A 20837-nucleotide genomic window follows, 5' to 3' on the forward strand; every position below is an offset into this window, starting at 1 on the left:
CTCCCATGATAGCAGCGTGAGATGCGGGAGGCAGGCACGTCGGCGGACCGTTTCTGCGGCTGCAACGTCATACAATGAGCAGGAACGATGCATCGGTTGAATCAGAACAATTCTGTGCGGCGCTGGATGCTTGCCGCAGCGTGTGCGCCGCTGGTGTTGCTTGCCGGCTGCCCGCAGAACGGTACGCCGCAGGCCGGTGCGCCAGGCAAGGTGCCTGCGCAGGCGACGGCTCCCACGACGCCTGCCGCGAACCCAGCCGCGCCGCAGACTGCGGCTCCCGGAACCGGCACGGCGCAGAGCGTCAACGATGCCGCCAATGCGTACAAAGCGCAGCAGTTGATCAACCGCGTGGAACAGAGCTATCGCACCGGCGTGGAGAACTATCGTGCCGGGCATCTTGAGGCTGCGCGCGCGGACTTCGATGCGGCGGTCGACCTGATGCTGACCAGCGGACTCGACCTGAAGCACGATCCGCAGCTTGCGGACGAGTTTGAGCATCTGCTGGACTCGGTTAATTCGCTTGAGCTTGCCGCGTTGAAGGAGGGCAACGGTCTTTCGCCTGTCATCGAAGCAGCTCCTCTCGATGCTGCCGCGAATGAGGTCACGTTTAAATCGGATGCTGCCCTCAACGCGCAGCTGAACGATGAGCTGAAGACGACGCTGTCCGATTTTCCGCTTGTGGTGAACGACTATGTCGCCGGCTATATCAATTACTTTTCCAATTCGCAGACGGGCCATGCGCACCTGCTGCGCTCGCTGGAGCGCGCGGGCAAGTACAAGGACATGATTCAGAAGATTCTGCGTGAAGAGGGTGTACCGCAGGATCTGATCTATCTCGCGGTCGCGGAGTCGGGCTTCCAGCCGCAGGCTCTCAATACGCACTCCGGGGCGGCTGGCATGTGGCAGTTCATGCCCTTTGCCGGAGCATATGGCCTTGCTCGCAATGGCTGGGTCGACGAGCGCTTCGACCCGGAGAAGTCTTCCCGCGCCTACGGCCGGTATATGAAGTCGCTCTACGATCAGTTCGGCGACTGGTATCTTGCCATGGCGGCGTACGACTGGGGCCCGGGCAATGTGCAGCGCGCGGTGATGAAGACGGGCTACGCCGACTTCTGGGAGCTGTATCGTCGCGGCAATCTTCCCGGCGAGACGAAGAACTACGTTCCGGGCATCATCGCCGCCATCATCATGTCGAAGAATCCGACGAAGTACGGGCTCGACAAGATTCAGCCGATGGCGGCTGTGGTCTCCGATACGGTGACGATCGACTACACGGTCGACCTGCACCTGGTGGCGGACGTGACAAATGCCTCGCTGGAGGAGATTGTTGCGCTGAACCCGAGTCTGCTGCGCATGAACACTCCGCACGATGCGCCGTTCGATCTGCACATCCCTCTTGGCACGCGCGATGCCTTTACGTCGCGCATCAAGGAGATCCCGGAAGAGAAGCGGTCGAGCTGGCGCTTCCACGTGGTGCGCACCGGGGAAGCGCTCGATACGATTGCCTCGACGCTTCATGCTCGTGCGAGCGAGATCGCTGAGACCAACAGCCTGAAGCCGGGCGAAAGCCTCGAAGAAGGCGACGAGCTTGTCGTGCCTGTCGCGACCGTGACGAGTTCGCATCCGCAGCGTTACAAGGTGCGGCGCGGGGATACTCTCATTACCGTTGCCGATCGTTTCGGCGTGTCGGTGGAAGATCTTCGCTCGTGGAATCGGTTGAGCTCGAATACGATTGCGCCGGGCCGCACGATTGCTGTCGCTGCGCCGGTAAAGCTTGCGCCATCGACGCGCACACGCGGCAGAGCGTCGCGTTCTTCTTCGTCGAAGACGTCGAAGGCATCCTCGAAATCATCGAGCGCATCGTCGAAGAAAGCGACGAAGAGCACGACGAAATCATCGCCTGCAAAGAGCTCTTCCGCGAAGACCTCATCGAGCAAGACGAGCCCATCCTCTTCCAAGAAGAAATCGAAGGCTGCTCGATAAGCTACCTAACAAAAAAGAGTGCTTGCCATTGCTGGCACATGTAGGCATTCTGTTGCTAGAATCTCGCCGGATGTAGAGGTAGAGTTAATCTGCATCGAATCGCAAAACGGATCATGGAAATGCGATTCGCTGACGAAGAGATCAAGCAGAGGATAAGGCGATCATGATGTTCGACGACGAGACGATCAAGCTTCATGCAGCAGCCGCGGCAGGGGATGATTACGATGATGACGACCTCGGCCATCGCTTCGATGATGAGGACGATGAAGAAGAGGAAGAGGTGATCGTCTCTTCGGATGACGACGAGGGTTCCTTCCACGCCGACGAAGAGGATGAGGACGAAGAGACGAGCGTGCACGTTGAAGAGGCTGTCCTCTTTGCAGCGCCTGTGACATCTTCCGAGCCCTATGTTCCTGCCAGCCGCGAATCGGAAGTTCCCGTGGCCCGTGAGCCGGTTGCTCCTCCCGTGGTGAAGAAGGCCCCGGCGAAGAAGGCAGCCGCCAAGAAAGCTCCGGCGAAGAAGGCTCCCGCCAAAAAAGCTCCTGCTAAAAAGGCCGCTCCGAAAAAAGCAGCCAAGAAGGCAGCGGCGAAGAAGGCGGTTAAGGCAGCGGCAAAGAAAGCCCCTGCCAAGAAGGCTCCCGCAAAGAAAGCCGTGAAGAAGGCTGCTCCGAAGAAGGCAGCCAAGAAGGCGGTTGTAAAGAAGGCGGTCAAGAAGGTTGCCGCCAAGAAGACGACATTGAAATCTGCCGCGAAGAAGGCCGGTACCCGGCGCGGCGGTATGGTCCCCTCCAAAAAGGTGGCCAGCAAAAAGGGTACGGCAAGCAGCAAAAAATCTAGTAAGAGAGGTATTACCTTGGCAACGAAGAAAGTAGCAGCAAAGAAGGCAGTAAAGAAGGCCGTCAAGAAGGCCCCTGCGAAGAAGGCCGTCAAGAAGGCTGTGAAGAAGGCTCCGGCAAAGAAGGCCGTGAAGAAGGCCGTCAAGAAGGCTCCGGCAAAGAAGACGGCTGCCAAGAAGTAGTTAGTAGCTTCTAACCTAAGGCAAGCAAAAAGGCCCGGTCTGCTCCTCGTGAGCGCCCGGGCCTTTTTGCGTCTGCCGATAAGCTGGCTACTTCTTCTGTGCTGCGATCTCTGCCAGGACCTCTTCGCTGTGGGTCTGCACGTCGACCTTCGGCCATACCTTGACGACCTTGCCCTTGGGCGAGATGAGGAAGGTCTGCCGCGCGGCGAACTTCATGTCGCCGTGCTGCGAGACGGGAACGCCGTAGGCATCGACGACTTTGTGATCGGGATCGGCGAGCAGCTTGAAGCTGAAGGTGTCCTTGGAGCACCAGGCCTTGTGGCCCTCGACGGTGTCGAGGCTTACGCCAAGCACGACGGCGTGCGCGGCGTCATACTTCGCCATGTCGCGCTGAAAGTTGTGCGCCTCGATGGTGCATCCCGTCGTCTGATCCTTGGGATAGAAGTAGAGAACGACCCACTTGCCCTTGTAGTCGCTCAGGCTGACGGGCTTATCTTCCTGTGAGGGCAGGGTGAAGTTCGGCGCGCTGGCGCCTGCCTGTACTTCGTCGGCTGCGTGGGCCTTGATGCCGAAGCCGCAGGTGGCCACCACGGCAAGGATTGCTGCGATCCAAATACTTTTGCGCATTGTCGTTCCCCTTCAGTTTTGAGAGCTTGATCGTTAGACGAGTCCCGAAGCGTCAGGACGCATGTTGTTCCGCGATGCAGAGGAATTTTACGCTTTCGTGATGTTGCGCGATAAACCGCTCATCCTGCGACGATGGCGATGCCAGCCTTGTCGGCCTCGGTGGCGATGGCCTCGGGGTCGAACATGAGGGTTCGCCCGGCCTCGAGCGCGAGGCAGGTGGCACCGGCGCGCTGCATGGTGCGGATGGTGGGAACGCCGACGACGGGGACGTCGAAGCGCATGTCCTGATTGGGTTTGGCGACCTTGACCACGGTAAGGGCGCGGCGCAACGTGGTGCTCTCGGCGGCGTCGGTGCGGGCGGCGTCTTCGGCGTCGAGGGTGCGGAAGAGTGCGCCTGCGCGTTCGATGGTGGCGTCGGTGCCTTCCATGGCTTCGACGGCGACGCAGGCCTGCGCCGCGATGACGACCGTCTGGCCGAGATCGTAGCCTGCGATGGCGCGGGCGACGGTGCGGCCATAGTCGATGTCCTTCTGCTCCTGCTCGTCGGGCGCGCGCTTCGTCATCACGCCGGGCTTCGCCAGCAGCGGCTCGAGGAACTGTGTCGACGAGATCAGCTCGATGCCCTCATCGCCCAGCACCTTGGCGACGGCGCCCAGCAGCATGTCGGTGTTGCGGGTGCGCAGGTTCATCAGCAGTTTGGCGAGCTTCCAGTCGGGACGGATGCTGGAGAAGATCTGCTTGTGCTTCACCTGGCCGGCCATGACGGCGCGCGTGACGCCCTCCTTGTGGAAGGTGTCGATGAGGCGAGACAGCTCGCCCAGCGACATCCAATGCACGTGGACGTTGGTGTCGGCGGAGGCGCGGATGTTCATCGCCTCGTCGGTTTCTTCTTTGATCGCTGCGACCACGACGGTGAGTCCGTGGGCGCGAGCCGCGTCGAGCAGAAGAAAAGGGAAGCGGCCGTTTCCGGCGATCAGGCCAAGCTTGTCGTTGGTAGCCATCACATCAAAGATACTGCCCTTCCGGGAATAGCCTGGGCGTTAGTGCTACTTGATGACGCCACGCTCGCTTTTGGCGATGAAGTCTGCGAGATAGGCCACCTTGTCGCCAAATTCGCCTGAGGCGATCTTCTCGCGGATGGAGGCGAGTGCGTCAGTGGTATTCAGCTTTGAGGCGAGCAGAAGCTTGTAGGCCGAGCGCAGCTGCTTGATCTCGTCAGGCGTGAAACCTCTGCGTTCGAGGCCGACCTTGTTGATGCCGTAGGCGTGGTTGTTGCGCTCCACGCTGGTAAGCGAGTAGGGAAGCACGTCCTGCGTAATGGTGGTGCCGCCGCCGATGTAGGCGTATTTGCCGATGGTGCAGAACTGATGGACGGGAGCGTTCGCGCTGAGCACGGCGAAGTCCTCCACCGTGACATGGCCAGCCAGAGTAGAGCCGTTGGGCAGGATGCAGCCGTCGCCGATGACGGAGTCGTGGCCGATGTGCACGTAGGCCATGATCAGGCAGTTGGAGCCGACGCGCGTTCTGCCGCCGCCGCCCACTGTGCCGCGCGAGATGGTGACGTACTCGCGGATGTCGTTCTTGTTGCCGATGACGAGTTCGGTGGGCTCGTCTTTGTACTTGAGGTCCTGCGGCGCGATGCCGATGCAGGCGAAGGAGAAGACGCGGTTGTCGTCGCCCATCGTCAGGTGGCCGTCGAGGACGACGTGCGAGACCAGCTGACAGCGCTCGCCGAGCGTGACGTTCGGACCCACGGTGCAGAAGGGGCCGATCGTGCAGCTTGCGGGAATCTTTGCGCCCTCGGCGACGATCGCTGTGGGATGGATACTCACTAAGCCTTCGCCTCTTGTTTGACACGCGGTACAAGAGCGCACATCACGACGGCCTCGCAGGCGACCTTGCCGTCGACGGTGGCGATGCCCTGCATGCGTACGGCGGTGGAGCGCCAGTTGAGTACCTTGACCTCGATACGCAGCTGGTCGCCGGGGACGACGGGCTTGCGGAACTTGGCGCTGTCGATGCCGGTGAAGACCATCAGCTTGCTCTCGCGGTCGGGGATCTCGGTGAGCAGGAGAGCGCCGCCAGCCTGCGCGATGGCCTCGACCATCAGAACGCCGGGCATGATGGGGTAGTCGGGGAAGTGTCCCTGGAAGTGCGGTTCGTTGAAGGAGACGTTCTTGATGGCGACGATGCGCTGCTTGCGCTCGATCTCGACCACGCGGTCGATGAGCAGAAAGGGATAACGGTGCGGCAGGATGGACATGATCTCGGTGATGTCCATCGTCTGCTTCGTGGCGGGCGTCTCGGGCGCCGCGACCGGTACTGCAGTGGTTTCTGTCGATTCACTCATGGCAGACCTGAGTATAAACCGCTCAGGCAGCGTCATTGCTGCTGGTCAGGCCGTTTGTGAGAGGCCATCCAGGGAGATGGCCTCTCAGTGCTGCCACTTCTTCTTCTTTTCTTCCTTTTCCTTCTGCGGGGGCGGCAGATGCGTCGGGTCGAACATGTCGTTGGGGATCTCCTGGTTGTAGATCACCTTGGTGTAGAAGCGCTGGTTGATCATGTCGCCGTTGCGATAGCGAGTGAGTGTGTAGGACGTGGGCAGGCCATCGACCAGGTGGTAGTCGTCGTAGGTCTCCGTGTCCTCGTCGAAGTCCTTGAACTGCTCGTTGCGCCACTTGAAGGTGCGGCGGAGGGGCAGGTGCGAGGTGGCGTCGAGCTCGATGGTGACGGCGTCGTTGTTGGCGCTCAGCACGGTGACCTTCTCGGCGATCTTGCGCTCCACCATCGTCTGGCCTTCCGCGATGACCATAACGCCGGGGGCCTTCAGCCACTCGGTGACGACGTTTTCGATGGAGTGCTTCTGCCGCCGGTTGTAGTCCTCGATGATCTCTTTCGGCAGCGTCTTGCTGCCCTTGTAGGTCACCTCGTCGGCCGTGCTGTCGTGATAGATCTGTATGACGTCGACCTTCTTGCCGGGAAAGAACATGCTCTTGTCGGTCAGGAAGCCGATGCGTTCTCCGGCGGGATGGCCTGAGGCTGGAAACCTCCGCCATCCGTTGAACTCGACCACGATGCCGTTGGGCTGCCCGCGAAAGAAGGCTGCGGTGCGCCCGGAGACCTGCATGTACTTGCGGTCGAGCCAGGCCGGGCCGCCGAGGGCATCGAGCATCTCGTCCATCAGCTTCTTGCCCAGCTCCTCCTGCGACATGCCGCTGTTCTGCGTCGGCGCGGCGCTGGGAATACTGGATGCCTGCGCCAGAGCCTGCGATGCCGAGCCGGCACCGATTCCGATTCCGAAGACCAAAAGCAGAGCACACCAACGCTTCATCATCACTCCAGTTAACCAACCAGCACGGCGCCGCCATTGACGTTGAAGATCTCGCCTGAGATGAATCCTGCCAGCGGCGTGCATAGAAATAGAATTGGCCCGGCGATCTCCTCGACCGAGGCGGCCCGGCCCAGCGGGATGGTCGCCAGCACCTTCTTTGACGTCTCCGGATGCTCAAGGGCTGCAGCGGACATCTCGGTGACGACCCAGCCGGGCGCGACGCAGTTGGCGTAGATGCCCTGGCCCGCCAGCTCGGAGGAGAGGCTCTTGGTGAGGCTGATGAGGGCGCCCTTGCTTGCGGCGTAGTCGGCGTGGAAGGCCTCGCCGCGCTGGGCTGCCGTGGAGGCGACGAGGACGATGTGGCCGCGTGGGCCGCTGAGGGCGGGCTGCGCCTGCATCTGTGCGACCGAGGCGCGCACGAGGCCGAAGATGCTGTCGAGGTTGATGGCCAGGGTGGAACGCCACTGCTCGTCGGTCATGGTGGAGATGGGGGCATCGACCGGCGGCCAGACACCATGGTTAGCGATCAGGCAGTCCAGCCTGCCAAAGGCGCGGATGGCGGCAGCGACGAGGGCGGCTCCGTCGGCGGCTGAGGCCAGATCCTGCTTCACGGCAACGCAGAACTCCTCCCCACCGCATTCCGCGACCAGCTCTTTGGCCTGCGCCTCGGCGGCACGGTAGCTGAAGACGACCTTCGCGCCTGACTGCCGGAACATCCGCACCGTTGCCGCTCCAATGCCGCGTGAGCCGCCGGTGATGAGGGCGACGCGGCCTGCCAGCGACAGAGAGACTCCTTCAATCTGATTCATATCCCTGACGCTAACGAAATCCATCGTCCTGCTGCAACCTTATGTTTTTTTTGCCCGTTTCTTTGGCCGTGCGGCTGGTTTGGAGCTGGCGAGCAATCTTTGCTGCGCGATCAGCCTCTTCTGCTCTTTGAGCGGCAGGGAAAGTGTCTGCAGGACCCGCTTGGGCAGTTTGGCGAAGACGATGGAGTGCGCGGCGGTAAGCTCCTGCTGCCACTCCCGGGCGCGGAAGACGTCCCAGCGCTCGATTGCGATCCAGTGAGCACGGGCGAGGTATGGCGCCGGGATGACTCCCTCCAGTTCAACCTGTTCGGCGAACCGCTCCGGGCCCGCGGCGTAGGAGATGACCGGGCCGCCTTCGCCGTCGAGATCGACCAGGGCGAACATCTTGCCTCCGATGGCCTTGTCGCCTACCCAGAAGACGAGGTTTGCACCCCACTGCATCGTCTCGGTGACGTGCGGCAGCTGCAGCAGGATGGCCCTGAGGCGTTCAGCGTCCATGCGCCTGAGTATAGTTCGCTGGTGGATGGGCTTCGGGTTGAGCTTGCCCCGCTTTTCGAGCTTCGAGGGTTTATCGCAGCCGCAGTCGGATGGCGCCCTTTGCGGTGGCGGCATCAACGACCTTGTCCTTTTGTGTCACCACGATGCGCCCGGCTTTGACCAGGCGGCGGGCTGCTTCGCGGGCCGGCTCCATCAGGCCCTCCCAGTCGCGCCGCGAGGAGGTGCCGCCGACGTGCTTCGCTGCTTCGGAGGGGCAGATGGTCTTTCCCGGCCCGCGTTCGGCGAGAAGATCGAGGATCGCGGCCTCAAGACTCGGCTGCGTGTTCGCCCCTGGCGTAGCCGCTGCACCGCTGGCTGCAGAATTTGGCGACGTCCCAGTCCCTGGCTCGCGCCTCGGTCCAGGCGAAGGGGCGGCCGCAGGTCTTGCAGAGCTTCTCCTTGTGCGGCGTCTCCTTCTCGCGTTTTGGTCGCTTGTCCGGCATCGGCCTTCGGCCTCTTTCTGCTCAAAGCCTTTTGATGGTTCGGCTCAGGGCCCCTGCCTCTTTATACTTAAAAGCGATTATGCCGACATTCCCATCGCTCGAAGACCAGCTAGACCTCATCACCAAGGGTACCGCCGAGATCCTTCCTCTCGAATCGCTGAAGGAGCGCATCCAGCAGTCCATCGCCTCGGGCAAGCCTATGCGTATCAAGGCCGGCTTCGACCCCACGGCACCCGACCTTCATCTGGGCCACACGGTACTGATCCGCAAGCTGCGCCACTTTCAGCAGCTGGGGCATACGGTGATCTTTCTCATCGGGGACTCAACCGCGCTGATCGGCGACCCGACGGGCCGTAACGTCACGCGCAAGCCGCTGACGCCGGAGCAGATTGCGGCCAACGCCGAGACCTATAAGGAGCAGGTCTTCAAGATCCTCGATCCTGAGAAGACCGAGGTTCGCTACAACTCGGAGTGGCTGGATAAGCTCTCGTACTACGACCTCGTGAAGCTGCTGGGCCAGTTCACGGTCTCGCAGATGCTGGAGCGCGAGGACTTTCACAAGCGCTTCAACGAGGAGCAGCCCATTGCGCTGCACGAGATGATCTACCCGATTGCGCAGGGATACGACTCGGTTGCGCTGGGCGCCGATGTGGAGCTGGGCGGTACGGACCAGAAGTTCAACCTGATGCGCGGCCGCGACCTGCAGCGCCACTTCGGCCAGCCGCAGCAGAGCATCCTGATGATGCCCATCATCGAGGGGCTGGATGGCGTGCAGAAGATGTCGAAGTCGCTGAACAATGCGATCGGCATTCACGAGGCGCCGTCGGAGATGTATGGCAAGCTGATGTCGGTCTCCGATGAGCTGATGTGGCGCTACTGGACGCTGCTGACCGACCTGCGCGGCTCGGAGATCGAGGCGATGAAGGCCCAGGTGGCCGCAGGCGAACTGCATCCCATGCAGGCGAAGAAGAACCTCGCCTACACGGTCACGAAGGACTTCCACACGCAGGCAGGAGCCGATGCGGCCGCCGAGGGCTGGGCGAAGCAGTTCCAGCAGAAGGCGGTGAGCGAGGATGTGGCGGTGGTGAAGATCGCGAAGGGAGCTGAAGGGCTGTCGACCGCGGTCGACGACCAGCCGGCGGTAGCAGTGCGCACGCCGAAGCTGCTGCAACTGGCGGGGCTTGCTGCATCCACCGGCGAGGCGACGCGCAAGCTGGGCGAGAACGCCGTGAGCATCAACGGGGAGAAGTTCTCCGATCGTGCGGTTACTTTTGAGGCTCTGGGCGACAGCCCGATTCTGCGGCTGGGCAAGCGGTCTGTCCGGGTGGAATGGACAGACTAGGCTAGCTGTAAGTTGTGAGAAGCAAATAGTTTGTAAGATGGGCGTAAACGGAGCGCCGGGTCATCTGCTTACGCCTTCCTTATGCTTGCATCCAACAGAGAGAGGTTTCAATGAGATCGCTTCTGCTAGCCTGCACGTTTTTGTCTCTCTCCCTTCCATTCAGCCTGATTGCAAACGCGCAGCAGAAGCAGGACCCCAGGGCGCAGGCGATGGCAAAGACTGCCGTTGAAACCGAACTCGCCGCCGATAAAGCCGATCACACTCGCTGGCGTTACCGGTCCGATATCACCCGGCCCGAGGGACACTTTCTCTACATCGTTGTCGAGACGGACAAGGGGTCGGTGAAGAAGAAGATTGAGGAAAACGGAAAGCCGCTCGATGGCGGTGCTCTCAACTCCGAGATGAAGCGTATCGACTCCTTCGTCCACGATCCCTCGCAGCAGGAGAAGCAGCGCAAGGACAGCTCGCAGGATGACGCTCGTGCGGAGAAGATGCTGCGGATGCTGCCGGATGCGTTTCTGTGGTCCATCAAGAGCGACTCGCCGACTGTAACCACGCTTGCCTTTACGCCTGATCCCAACTTCTCGGCACCTTCGATGGAGGCGCGCGTCTTTGCCGCGATGGCGGGTGAGATTGTCGTGACGAAGCCGGGGCATCGGATGCAGTCGCTGAAGGGGCACCTGCTCTACGATGTGAAGTTCGGCTTCGGCATCCTGGGCAAGATGGAGAAGGACGGGACCTTCAACATCGAGCGTCGACAGATTGGACCCGGCGTTTGGACGATTACGGAGTCGCACATCCACTTCAACGGCCATGTGCTTTTTTTCAAGACCATCAGCGAGCAGGAGGACGAGGTGAAGACCGACCTGCGCCAGATGCCGAATGGCACCACGCTCGAGCAGGCGGCGAATACCCTGCGACCCGAGCCTACCTCACTCAACGCCAGCCGTTGATGCAATCGCGCTATCCTTGGTGAAATGTCCGGGCATCCTTACAAGTACACCGACCGTGAACTGATCCGCCTGATCGAGCGCTCTGCGGGACAACGCGCAGGCTACAAGCAGCTCATCCGCGAGCTTGGACTGGGTGGCGGGCGCGAGCGTCGCCTGCTGCTGGAACAGCTGGCACGCATTACGGCACGCGGCGCTCTAGTGAAGATCGACAGCGACCACTGGAGCATGCCCTCGGCGGTTCCGGCGAAGACGGCGCGGGTTTCGCGCAGTCCACTGGCGGACGAGTTGCATCCCACGCGGGAGCGCCTGTTGACCGGACGGATCGACCTGCACCGCGACGGATATGGTTTTGTGCGCCCCAATGGCAGCACGAACCGCGAGGACGATCTCTTTATTCCGCCGAACGAGTTGAACGGCGCCATGCAGGGCGACGAAGTTCTGGTCGATGAGGCTCCGCGAGGCCGCGATGGCCGTCGCTCGGGCCGTGTCGCGCGTGTGCTGACGCGACGCAATCCTACGGTGGTCGGCATCTTTCATTACGCACGTACGCACCGGCGCAACGCATGGGAGAATCTTCCGCTCGCCAAAGGCAACTACGTGACGCCGTTCGACGAGCGCATGACGCAGCCCATCCTGATTGAAGACGGCGACGAGATTGTGCCGGAGCCGAAGGTGACACCACATCGCGTACTTGGCGATGAGGCGCAGGAGCAGAAGCGTCTCTGGACGGCGGAGGAGAATCCGCAGACTCCGCTCGAAGGGCTTGCGGTCGATGTCGAGATCACCGGATTTCCATCGCCCGGCAGACCGGCGCGGGGCCGCGTTATCGAGGTGCTGGGACCGCCGGATGCGTTTGGCGTCGACGTCGAGATCATCATCCGCAAGCACCATCTGCAGCATGTGTTTCCGGCCAACGTACTGGCCGCGGCGGCAGACTCTGCGAAGCAGACCGTCGATACACTGCACGAGGATGAGCTGGCGCTGCGCCGCGATTTTCGTGGACTGCAGATCGTGACTATCGACGGCGAGACGGCGCGCGACTTTGACGATGCGGTCTATGTTGAGCAGCTGGCGAACGGCAACTGGCAGCTGCAGGTACATATTGCCGACGTCTCGCACTACGTGACGCCCGGCACGGATCTTGATCTGGAGGCGCGGCTGCGTGGCACCTCGGTGTACTTCCCCGATCGAGCCATTCCGATGTTGCCCAACGATCTTTCAAGCGGCATGTGCAGCCTGCGTCCCGACGAAGACCGCCTGGTGCAGAGCTGCATCATGGAGATCGACAATGCGGGCGAGGTGGTCGGCTTCGAGGTGTGCGAGGGCATCATTCGCAGCGCGCGGCGCATGACGTATACGCAGGTGCAGGCGATCCTCGACGGCGATGAAGCGGTGCGCAAGGAGTTTGGCGAGCTGACGCCGGAGTTCGACCGCATGTATGAACTGGCGTTGAAGCTTAACGCCAAGCGCAGGCGCCGCGGCTCGCTGGACTTCGATCTGCCGGAGCCGGTCGTGCTGTTCGATCCGCAGGGCAATATGCAGTCCATCGTGCGTTCGGAGCGCGGCTGGTCGCATCGGCTGATCGAAGAGTTTATGCTCTCGGCCAACGAGTGCGTGGCGCACTGGATTGAAGCGAATGGCATCCCCGGCATGTACCGTATCCACGAGACGCCGGACCCCAAGCGCATTGTGGAGTTTGAGGAGACGGCATCGCAGTTCGGCTACACGCTCGGCTTCAGCAATCTTCCGGTCAAGCGCGTGCAGACCAGGGGCGACCGTCGCGATGCGCAGCGCAGCGATGGCAGGCGCAAGGCGCAGACGCACGAGGTGCCGGACGCCATCCCGGTAACGCCGCAGATGTATCAAAGGCTGACGGCGAAGATCCAGGGCAAGCCTGAAGAACGCATCCTCGCTTACCTGATGCTGCGTTCACTGAAGCAGGCACGCTACAGCGAGAAAAACGAAGGGCACTTCGCGCTGGCTTCACCCAGCTACACGCACTTCACCTCGCCGATCCGGCGTTATCCGGACCTCATCGTGCATCGGCTGCTGCGTTTTCTTCTGCGCAACGGCGCCGATGCGCAAGGGTTCGCTATTCCGAGCAGCGAACCGCAGCCGTGGGGTGAGAAGGCCGTGAAGCGGATACCGCATCACGGCGAGCAGCAGGGACCGCTGCCGCAGGAAGAGCTGAACGGCATTGCATCGGAGTCCAGTCTGTCGGAGCGTCGCGCTGACGATGCCGAGCGCGAGGTGATCGAGTGGAAGAAGATGCGCTTCATGCAGGACCGCGTCGGCGAGGACTTCAAGGGCATCCTGCTCTCCTGCACGAAGTATGGATTTTTCGTCGAGCTGGATGAGATGTTCATCGAAGGCATGGTGCCGATTGCCAGCCTTGCGGATGATCGCTACTTTTTCCGTGACACGGACCGCACCATCGTCGGCGGGCGGAATGGTCGTGTCTTCAAGATGGGGCAAAGGGTGCATGTGCTGCTGGATCGTATCGATCGGCAGGCAAGGCGGCTGCAGTTTGCGCTGATGCCGGAGGAGTATGAGAACGCCGCGCCACCGCGCTCGCTGCGCCGGTCGAAGAAAGAAAAAGAGGCGGGTGTCGCGAGGGATGCGACCCATACGAGCCCCGACCGCGGCGGCAAACGGAAGAAGGGAAAGGCGGGCGGCAAGACGAAGTCCCGCGCCCGCAACCAGAAGAACAAGGGCAAGCGCCGTTAAAGCTGCAGGCGGACCTTTGCCCTGGTCAGCACACCGGCGATGGCGACGATCATCGCGGTGAAGACCACGGTGCGCAGAACTCCGGGCATGCCTTCAGAGAAGTGGTTATGGAACCAGGTGACGCCCAGGACCGAGATGGCGAAGTACCAGAGATCGGGCAGCAGGTAGGTGAGCAGCGTGTTGGCCCCGGCGGGTTTGGTGAAGGCTGCCCAGCGGGTGTGCTTCTTCACGTCGCAGATCCAGTAGAGCAACGAGAAGATCAGTACGAAGCTTCCCACGCAGTAGAGGCACCAGGTTGGCGTGGCGCGAATCTTCGAGATGCCTAGCGGCGTCAGCAGGCGGCCTGCGATGAGACAGATCGCGGCGAACGGCAGCGCTAGCTTCATCTTGGACGCGAAGGTGGGCCAGCGCAGGCTGGCGGGGCCGACGAAGATCAGTGAGGTTGCCACGCCCGCCATGGCGATGGAGGCCCACGCGCCGTTGTCCAATGGCCAGCGGTAGAGCGACAGGTGCTGCGGGAAGGTGATCCACTTCGCCGTGCAGGCGGCGCAGAATGCGGAGAGCGCGACGAACCACGCGAACGGCGCCCACAGCCAGCGTCGTGTGGGCAGGTAAAGCAGGCAGACGCAGAAGTAGGTGAAGGCGATCAGTCCGAGGATCTCGGGATAGGCGGTCTTGATCCAGCCAACCAGGCCATATTGATCGGACCGGTGGAAGATCGCGAACATCACCACGACGGTGATCAGGCCGACGCTGCGCAACACAGGGAAGAGAGCCGCGTATTTTTCTGAGGGCGGATAGACCTGAAGGAAGAGCATTGCTCCCAGCAGCGCGATGATGGCCCACAGATACGGATTCATGTGGATCAGCAAGGGATCGCCAACACCCGCGTTGGCGAGGACGAGGCCGAGGACGAGCAGGGAGACGGAGCGCAGCAGGACGTGTCCCCACAGGTGCAGGATCGACGGGTCTTTGCGCAGCCGTTGTGCGGTGGCGAGGGGAATGGCCATGCCGAGGATGAAGAGGAAGGCGGGGAAGACCATGTCGACGTAGGTCATCAGGTCGACCTTGCCCGGCGCGTGGTGGGTCCACCAGGGCAGGCCTTTGATCTCGTCGAGGTCGTTGACGAAGATCATGACGATCATCGTCAGTCCGCGAAAGACATCGATGGAGGCGACGCGCGGCGCGCTGACGGTGCGCGTCTTGAGGTCACTTTGCGGGTGCGTTGTTGCCATGGTCGGGGGCCTCGACTGCAGGAGTTGGCACGGGCGTCAGCCCGGCGTGAACGGCATTGAGCAGGATGCCGGTGGTGTCGTTGAAGTACTCCCAGAACATCACGCCGGCGAGCTCGTGGTCTCGCACGTAATGGCATTTGCCGGCGATGGACTGGGGATCTTCATAGGTGACGAAGATCCGTTTGTGGGCGTTGTAGAGATAGGGTACGCCCGCGTCGGCGTCCCAGTAACGCACGTAGCCCTGGGCGAGCAGGGCGGGGAGATCGGGATAGGAGAAGTGAACTCCCAGGGCGGCCTTGCCGGGTTGAAAAAGGCCATGATTGGTCGGCGGGACCTCTCCCCAGCTGCGGCCATAGAACGGCACGCCGAGAACGAGCTTGCCGGCCGGCACACCGGCGTTGAGGAAGAGCGAGACAGCGTTGTCGGCGGAGACATGCTTGGGATCGGCCGGGTTGTGAAAGAGCGGAGCATCGTGTCCGGTGGCGGGGCCTCCGACATAGAAGTCGTAGGTCATGATGTTCACGCTGTCGACGTAGAGCGCGACCTGGTCCATCTCGGTGTGGTCGATGTACTTGGCTGAGGCGCCGGTGGCGATGGAGGTATAGAGCCGCCGGTCGAGCCGCTTCTGCTCACGGTCAAGACGTTCACGCAGCTCGGCCAGCAGCAGCGTGAAGTTGTGCTTGTCTTCGGGGCGGAAGGTGTTGCCGCTGCCGGCCTGGCCGGGATACTCCCAGTCGAGGTCGATGCCGTCGAGCTTGTAGCGTTCGATAAAGCGGACGGCACTGTCGATGAAGCGCTCGCGCGAGTGTGGCGTGAGTGCGGCGTCGGAGAAGCCTCCGGACCAGGTCCAGCCGCCGACTGAGATGAGAATCTTCAGTGCGGAGTTTTCGCGGTGCAGGCCGTTCAGGATCGCGAGGTTTTCACCGTCGTGAGAGAAACCTTCGACGATCTCTCCATTGCGGATGTTGGCGAAGGCATAGTTGATGCGCGTCAGCTTGCGGACATTCACTTCGCCGGGGGTGAGGACGCGGTTCTGCGGAAAGACATAGCCGATGATCTCTTTGTGGTCTGTCGTTGCGGCGTGCAGCATGGGGAAGACTCCCGGGATTGCTGGGATAAGGGCAAGGCACGCCACCAGGCGAAGCGCGGCCACGCCGCGTCGGACCGCTCGAAACATCATGATTTGTACAAGGTTACCGGCTCAGTTTGGGAACGCAAATAAGGCTTCAGACCGTTGCGCCAAAATAGCATTCCCGGTACCATTGGAGATGGAGCATTGGAGTATTCTCCTGGCAGGGCGGGTGGTCCGGTCAGAGGTTCCAGATCCAGGCCGATGTAGCTCAGCTGGTAGAGCAACTGATTCGTAATCAGTAGGTCAGCGGTTCAAATCCGCTCATCGGCTCCAGTCCTTCCCACGCGAAAAGCTCCAAATTCCTAACAAAACCATAGGTTTCATCAGCGATCGCTCGTGCGGATGGTGCTGTTCGGATGGCTACAACTTTTCACTACGACGCATTGGAATGCAGTGCTCACGCCACAAAAATGCCACGGCCCAAATTTGGATAGCGGGGCGACAGTTGAGTCTCTGTTGCGGGCATGGCATCTCCTCAGAAAGTGTTTCTTTGACCTGCTGAGTTGAAGAGCCGCACGCGAATGCGGTGCTATTTCTAGCAACCGGTAAAAATGCTTAGAAAGGCTATAAGAGCAAAGGATAAGGGCGAGATGATCATCACGAAGCTCTGAGAAAAAAACCAGCTGTACGCTTTTGTTTCATTCCTTTGCCCGTAAATCTCGGTATCTCGATAACATTGCGTTTCAAATTTGGTCATGAAGAACACCAATCGACTGGTCGAGTAAGATCGAGCCTCTTATGTCCTTCGCCATTTCCTCCTGGGTACGTTCGACGCGGACCGCTTACAGCTCCAGTGTTTTAGGATGCTGAGGCCACGAGATGTGCTGCTCTGATTCCCTCCAGGAGTTCCCACCAATTCCCACCCTGTGAAAATTACTACTGCTCGCGCAAAGTACCGCTCTACATATACATGCACTGCACACCGTCGAATCTGAGCGAGGCAACCTGACCGGGCGTTTCGATGTAAATGGATTGAGTGTATTGCGTGTTCTGGCGGGCAGGAACCGCCCATCTCTGATCTCTTATTCAGCGAAGGTCTATTACGCCCCGGGCGAGGTGCGCGAGAGGCCGGGCATGCCGTCGATTGCTTTGTGGCGCTGGTCTCCATCGGAGACGCTGCTCTCGGAGGGCAGGAAGACGCGGAAGACCGATCCGCCGGGACACTCGCTGGTCCTGATACGGGAGCAGACCGTGATTCTGCCGCGATGCTTGCTGAGCAACTCACGCGAGATCCACAGACCGAGGCCGGTACCGGTGATGCCCTTGGTTGAGAAGAAGGGCTCGAAGATCCGCTTCTGCGTTGCCCTGACGATTCCCGTGCCGTTGTCGGCGATCGTCAGGGCGATTCCCCTGACGCCGGAGATGGGATCGTTGATGGAGCGGGTGCGGACAACCAGGACACCGCCGTGGCTGAGAGCGTCGATGGCGTTGCTGATGAGGTTGACGATCACCTGGCGGATCTCGCCCTCGTGGCCGGAGAGCGTTGGTGCCGCCTTCAGTTCCAGCCGAACGCTTATGTCGGCCTGGCGAATGCGCCCCTCCATGAGAGTGAGTACGCTATCGATCAGTTCGTGGACGTCGGCGCGACCGACGCGCGTGGAGGAGCGGTAGAAGCGCAGCGTCTGCACGGTGATCTGACTGACGCGGTTCAGCTCCTTCTGCGCCAGGTCGAGGTAGTTTCTGGCGTCGGGGGTTAGCTCGGAGAGTCCCAGCAGGTAGAGGCAGTTGATGACAGCCTCAAGCGGATTGTTGATCTCGTGCGAGATGGAGGCGGCCAGTCGTCCGGCGACGGCCAGCTTTTCCGTGCGGCGGATGGCTTCTTCGCTCTGCTTCTGAAAGGTCAGGTCGGCGAGCGACACGGCGATCTGGCGCTCAGCGGGGGCGGCATCCGGATTGAGCAGCGACACGGCGGCCAATGTCTCGACGGATCGACCATCGCTGCTGAGGCAGGTGATCTCTGCGGGGGAGGCTGAGACGGAGTGCAGCAGCAGGTGGTCGCGCATGCTTTCGAGCGAAGCGGAGAGGCCGGACAGCGGCACGTCGCCTGAGGTGAGATCGGTGACGGTGTAGCCGAGCAGGCGTTCGACCGCCTTATTCGCATACAGTGTGTTGCCGGCGGCGTCGATGATGAGCAGGCCGAGCGGCAGGACCTCGACGAGAGAAGCGAAACGGGCTTCGCTGGCGATCAGGGCGCGTTCGGCGGCGAGCCGGTTGTGCCGCGCCGCGACCTCTTTGAGCTCGCGGTGGATGGCGGGAATCAGCCGTAGCAGATTCTGTTTGGAGACGTAGTCCTGCGCGCCGGAGCGCATCGCCTCAACGGCGGTCTCCTCGGAGACGGCGCCCGAGAGCATGATGAACGGAATATCGAAGCCGGTAGCGCGCAGAATCTGGAGCGCCTGCGGTCCGCTGAAGTTGGGAAGGTGATAGTCGGCGAGGATCAGTTCGGGCCGGGGAGTGGCTTGCAGCTCGCGAAGCATCTCGGCTTCCGTCTCTACGCGTATCAGCGTGGGGCGAAAGCCGTTTCGCGTCAGATGGCGCTCAAGCAGAAACGCGTCATCTGGATTGTCTTCAACGAGAAGAACCCGGATTTCGGTAGGCTCTAGCCGAGCGGCGCACATTCGTTCAGGACCAGCCAGTACATGCCAAGCTGACGCGTGGCTTCTGCGAAGTCGGTGAAGTTGACAGGCTTGCGGATATAGCTGTTGACGCCCAGCTGATAGCTGCGGACCACGTCGCGCTCCTCGTCGGAGGAGGTGAGGACGACCACCGGCAGGAGCCGGGTTGTCTCGCCCGTGCGAATGCGCCGCAGCACTTCCAGGCCGTCGACCTTGGGAAGCTTGAGATCGAGCAGGATGACCTGGGGATTGATGGGGTTTTCGCCGAAGAGCAGCTCGATCGCCTCTTCGCCGTCGCGCGCGACACGAACCTCATTGGCGATGTTCGACTTCTTCAGCGCACGAATGGTGAGGAGCTCGTGATCGGGATCATCCTCTACCAGGAGAATGAGCTTTGTGCTGTCGGTCATCTCGTTATCCTAACGTAAACCAGAAGGTCGCGCCCTCGTCCACAACGCCGTTCCCCCATATTTTTCCGTGATGGCGATGGATGACGCGGGCGACGGTGGCGAGGCCGATGCCTGAGCCTTTGAAGTCCTTGTCGCCGTGCAGCCGGTTGAAGGCGTTGAACAGCTTATTGGCGTAGTACATGTCGAATCCGGCGCCGTTATCGCGCACAAACCATGCCTTCTGCTCCTTATCCCAACCGAAGACGATCTGCGCCTTTTCGCGTCGCGAGGTGAACTTGACGGCGTTGCCGAGGAGGTTTTCCAGAGCCACTCTGGCCAGGCGGGTGTCGCCGTCGGCCATGAGGCCTGGCTCTACCTCGATGGACATGTCGCGCCCCGGATTTTCTTCACGGAGCGCGCTGGCGACGGACTGGGCCACGTCGCTGATATTGAAGGGCTCCCGGGTCAGATCGGCGCGGGTGATGCGGGAGAGCTGCAGCAGGGCGTCGATCAGCAGCCCCATGCGCTGCACGCCTGTGCGCACGCGCTGGATGTAGTCCTTTCCTGTCGCGTCGACGATGTCCTCGTAGTCCTCCTTCAGAGCGAGCGAGAAGCCGTCGATGGTGCGCAGCGGTGCCCGCAGGTCATGCGAGACCGAGTAGCTGAAGGCCTCCAGCTCGCGGTTGATAGCCTCGAGTTCGTTGGTGCGCTGGCGCACCCGCTCTTCGAGGCCGGAGTTCAGCTCGCGGACCTCTTCGGCGCGCGATTCGGCCTCAGCCTGGGCGATCGCGAGGTGATCCGCGTTTTGTTCGGCGGCGAGACGCAGATTCCGCTCGTTGGTGAAGTAGCGGAACATAAACGCGATGAAGAGGAGATCGAGCAGGCTGGCCAGCGCGATCATGTAATGCGCCTTCCGGTTGTTGTCGTTCGCGGACTGCGTGCGAACCGCCAGTAGCCTCCGTTCCTCGCGCTCCATGTCGTCGGCGATTCTCCGCAGATGATCCATCTCTGCCTTGCCGGTGCCGCTGAGCACGAGCGCGCGGACAACGTCGGATTTGCTGTCGCTGTTATGGAGGTCGATGCCCTGCTGCAGCAGATCGAGGCGCTGCTCAATGACGGCGCGCATCTCGATGAGGTTATTGTGCTGTGTGGGATTGTCCGCCGTCAGCTTGGCGAAGTCATCCAGCTCGGCGGGCAGCTGGCGCCGGGCGTCGCGGTAGGGCTGGAGATACTTGTCGTCGCTTGTGAGCAGGAAGCCGCGATTGCCGGTCTCGGCATCCTTGGCGAGGCTCATGATGCTCTCGACGCGGGTGATGGCCTGCCAGGTGTAGGAGACCCAGTACTCGCTCTCGTAGAGAGATTGGATGGCGCGGAAGCCAAACCATGCATTCAGGGCAACGACGACAGCCGCAAGAAGCAACAGCGACGGGATCAGGAGGCGGCTCTGCGGGCGCTTCATCTGCAATTGGTTCGAGATCCCACTTTCTTTAAAAAGGTAGGGATAGCCTAGCAGACGGCAATCTGGCTGTATGGCTTGAGATGGCCCAGGTGTTGCTGTCCGGCACGTTCGTTGGCGACTGCGCTCTGCAAAAAGCACAGCAGAATCCAATTTGGTACACGATATCCACGGAAATTTAACGGAGAAGCCGCAAAGGCTCTTGATTGATGAGGTTCGCCCGCGCATACTCCAAACAGA

Annotated in this window: 19 protein-coding genes and 1 tRNA gene; 6 read left to right on the forward strand and 14 right to left on the reverse strand. The window is 61.3% G+C overall.

The genetic code is table 11. The features are described 5' to 3' along the window. Positions 1-87 precede the first annotated feature (87 nt). Positions 88-1983, forward strand: a complete 1896-nt coding sequence (locus PW789_RS10795; protein WP_299375651.1) for a lytic transglycosylase domain-containing protein — start codon at positions 88-90, stop codon at positions 1981-1983. A gap of 163 nt (positions 1984-2146) precedes the next feature. Beyond that, positions 2147-3001 (forward strand): hypothetical protein, encoded by an 855-nt coding sequence (locus PW789_RS10800; RefSeq protein WP_299375654.1) that lies wholly within the window; start codon positions 2147-2149, stop codon positions 2999-3001. 87 nt (positions 3002-3088) lie between these two features. On the opposite strand, the gene PW789_RS10805 is transcribed toward PW789_RS10800, so the two are convergent. The 9 genes from PW789_RS10805 to PW789_RS10845 form a co-directional block, all read right to left on the reverse strand. Continuing rightward, a complete protein-coding gene (locus PW789_RS10805) occupies positions 3089-3628 on the reverse strand; it encodes a peroxiredoxin (RefSeq protein ID WP_299375657.1) in 540 nt (179 codons plus the stop codon). A 119-nt stretch (positions 3629-3747) separates the two neighbouring features. Then, positions 3748-4629, reverse strand: a complete 882-nt coding sequence (locus tag PW789_RS10810) for an LpxI family protein (protein WP_299375660.1) — start codon at positions 4627-4629, stop codon at positions 3748-3750. Positions 4630-4674: 45 nt separating this feature from the next. After that, on the reverse strand, positions 4675-5460 hold the full coding sequence (gene lpxA / locus PW789_RS10815; protein WP_299375663.1) for an acyl-ACP--UDP-N-acetylglucosamine O-acyltransferase: 786 nt from the start codon (positions 5458-5460) through the stop codon (positions 4675-4677). Beyond that, a complete protein-coding gene (gene fabZ, locus PW789_RS10820) occupies positions 5460-5978 on the reverse strand; it encodes a 3-hydroxyacyl-ACP dehydratase FabZ (RefSeq protein ID WP_299375666.1) in 519 nt (172 codons plus the stop codon). The genes lpxA and fabZ overlap by 1 nt, the downstream gene beginning before the upstream one ends. Positions 5979-6062: 84 nt before the next feature. Next, positions 6063-6962, reverse strand: coding sequence for a hypothetical protein (locus PW789_RS10825; protein WP_299375669.1), 900 nt, complete (start codon positions 6960-6962; stop codon positions 6063-6065). Between the two features lie 8 nt (positions 6963-6970). Next, positions 6971-7768, reverse strand: coding sequence for an SDR family NAD(P)-dependent oxidoreductase (locus tag PW789_RS10830; protein WP_299375672.1), 798 nt, complete (start codon positions 7766-7768; stop codon positions 6971-6973). 39 nt (positions 7769-7807) lie between these two features. Further along, complete coding sequence (locus PW789_RS10835) at positions 7808-8266, reverse strand: MmcQ/YjbR family DNA-binding protein (RefSeq protein WP_299375675.1); 459 nt, start codon at positions 8264-8266, stop codon at positions 7808-7810. Positions 8267-8336: 70 nt separating this feature from the next. Further along, positions 8337-8564 carry a DUF3253 domain-containing protein gene (locus PW789_RS10840; protein ID WP_367182536.1) on the reverse strand — a complete coding sequence of 76 codons (228 nt, stop codon included), beginning with the start codon at positions 8562-8564 and terminating at the stop codon, positions 8337-8339. 7 nt (positions 8565-8571) lie between these two features. Continuing rightward, positions 8572-8748 (reverse strand): DUF2256 domain-containing protein, encoded by a 177-nt coding sequence (locus PW789_RS10845; RefSeq protein ID WP_299375678.1) that lies wholly within the window; start codon positions 8746-8748, stop codon positions 8572-8574. Positions 8749-8827: 79 nt separating this feature from the next. Between PW789_RS10845 and tyrS the strand changes: the two genes are divergently transcribed. The 3 genes from tyrS (at position 8828) to PW789_RS10860 (ending at position 13770) form a co-directional block, all read left to right on the forward strand. Further along, positions 8828-10090, forward strand: a complete 1263-nt coding sequence (tyrS, locus tag PW789_RS10850; protein ID WP_299375682.1) for a tyrosine--tRNA ligase — start codon at positions 8828-8830, stop codon at positions 10088-10090. Positions 10091-10200: 110 nt separating this feature from the next. Further along, positions 10201-11043 (forward strand): hypothetical protein, encoded by an 843-nt coding sequence (locus PW789_RS10855; RefSeq protein ID WP_299375685.1) that lies wholly within the window; start codon positions 10201-10203, stop codon positions 11041-11043. Positions 11044-11067: 24 nt separating this feature from the next. After that, positions 11068-13770, forward strand: a complete 2703-nt coding sequence (locus PW789_RS10860) for an RNB domain-containing ribonuclease (protein ID WP_299375688.1) — start codon at positions 11068-11070, stop codon at positions 13768-13770. Here PW789_RS10860 and PW789_RS10865 read toward each other — a convergent pair. Together PW789_RS10865 and PW789_RS10870 are read right to left on the reverse strand one after the other, a co-directional pair. Continuing rightward, positions 13767-15005 carry a DUF5009 domain-containing protein gene (locus PW789_RS10865; protein WP_299375691.1) on the reverse strand — a complete coding sequence of 413 codons (1239 nt, stop codon included), beginning with the start codon at positions 15003-15005 and terminating at the stop codon, positions 13767-13769. The two genes, PW789_RS10860 and PW789_RS10865, sit on opposite strands and share 4 nt — an antisense overlap. Beyond that, on the reverse strand, positions 14980-16185 hold the full coding sequence (locus PW789_RS10870; protein ID WP_299375694.1) for a glycoside hydrolase family 18 protein: 1206 nt from the start codon (positions 16183-16185) through the stop codon (positions 14980-14982). The genes PW789_RS10865 and PW789_RS10870 overlap by 26 nt, the downstream gene beginning before the upstream one ends. A gap of 149 nt (positions 16186-16334) precedes the next feature. Here PW789_RS10870 and PW789_RS10875 point away from each other — a divergent pair. After that, positions 16335-16410 (forward strand) — tRNA-Thr (locus PW789_RS10875). Between the two features lie 767 nt (positions 16411-17177). Here the strand turns inward: PW789_RS10875 and PW789_RS10880 are convergent. Genes PW789_RS10880 through PW789_RS10890 form a run of 3 tightly spaced genes read right to left on the reverse strand, consistent with a single transcriptional unit; the run spans position 17178 to position 20600 of the window. After that, positions 17178-18755, reverse strand: a complete 1578-nt coding sequence (locus PW789_RS10880; RefSeq protein ID WP_299375697.1) for a hybrid sensor histidine kinase/response regulator — start codon at positions 18753-18755, stop codon at positions 17178-17180. Beyond that, positions 18737-19162: a response regulator gene (locus PW789_RS10885; RefSeq protein WP_299375700.1), complete on the reverse strand. Its 426-nt coding sequence runs from the start codon at positions 19160-19162 to the stop codon at positions 18737-18739. The genes PW789_RS10880 and PW789_RS10885 overlap by 19 nt, the downstream gene beginning before the upstream one ends. A 4-nt stretch (positions 19163-19166) precedes the next feature. Then, positions 19167-20600, reverse strand: coding sequence for a sensor histidine kinase (locus PW789_RS10890; RefSeq protein WP_299375703.1), 1434 nt, complete (start codon positions 20598-20600; stop codon positions 19167-19169). Between the last annotated feature and the right edge of the window lie 237 nt (positions 20601-20837).

The organism is Edaphobacter sp., from assembly GCF_028283685.1.
Taxonomy (GTDB): domain Bacteria; phylum Acidobacteriota; class Terriglobia; order Terriglobales; family Acidobacteriaceae; genus Edaphobacter.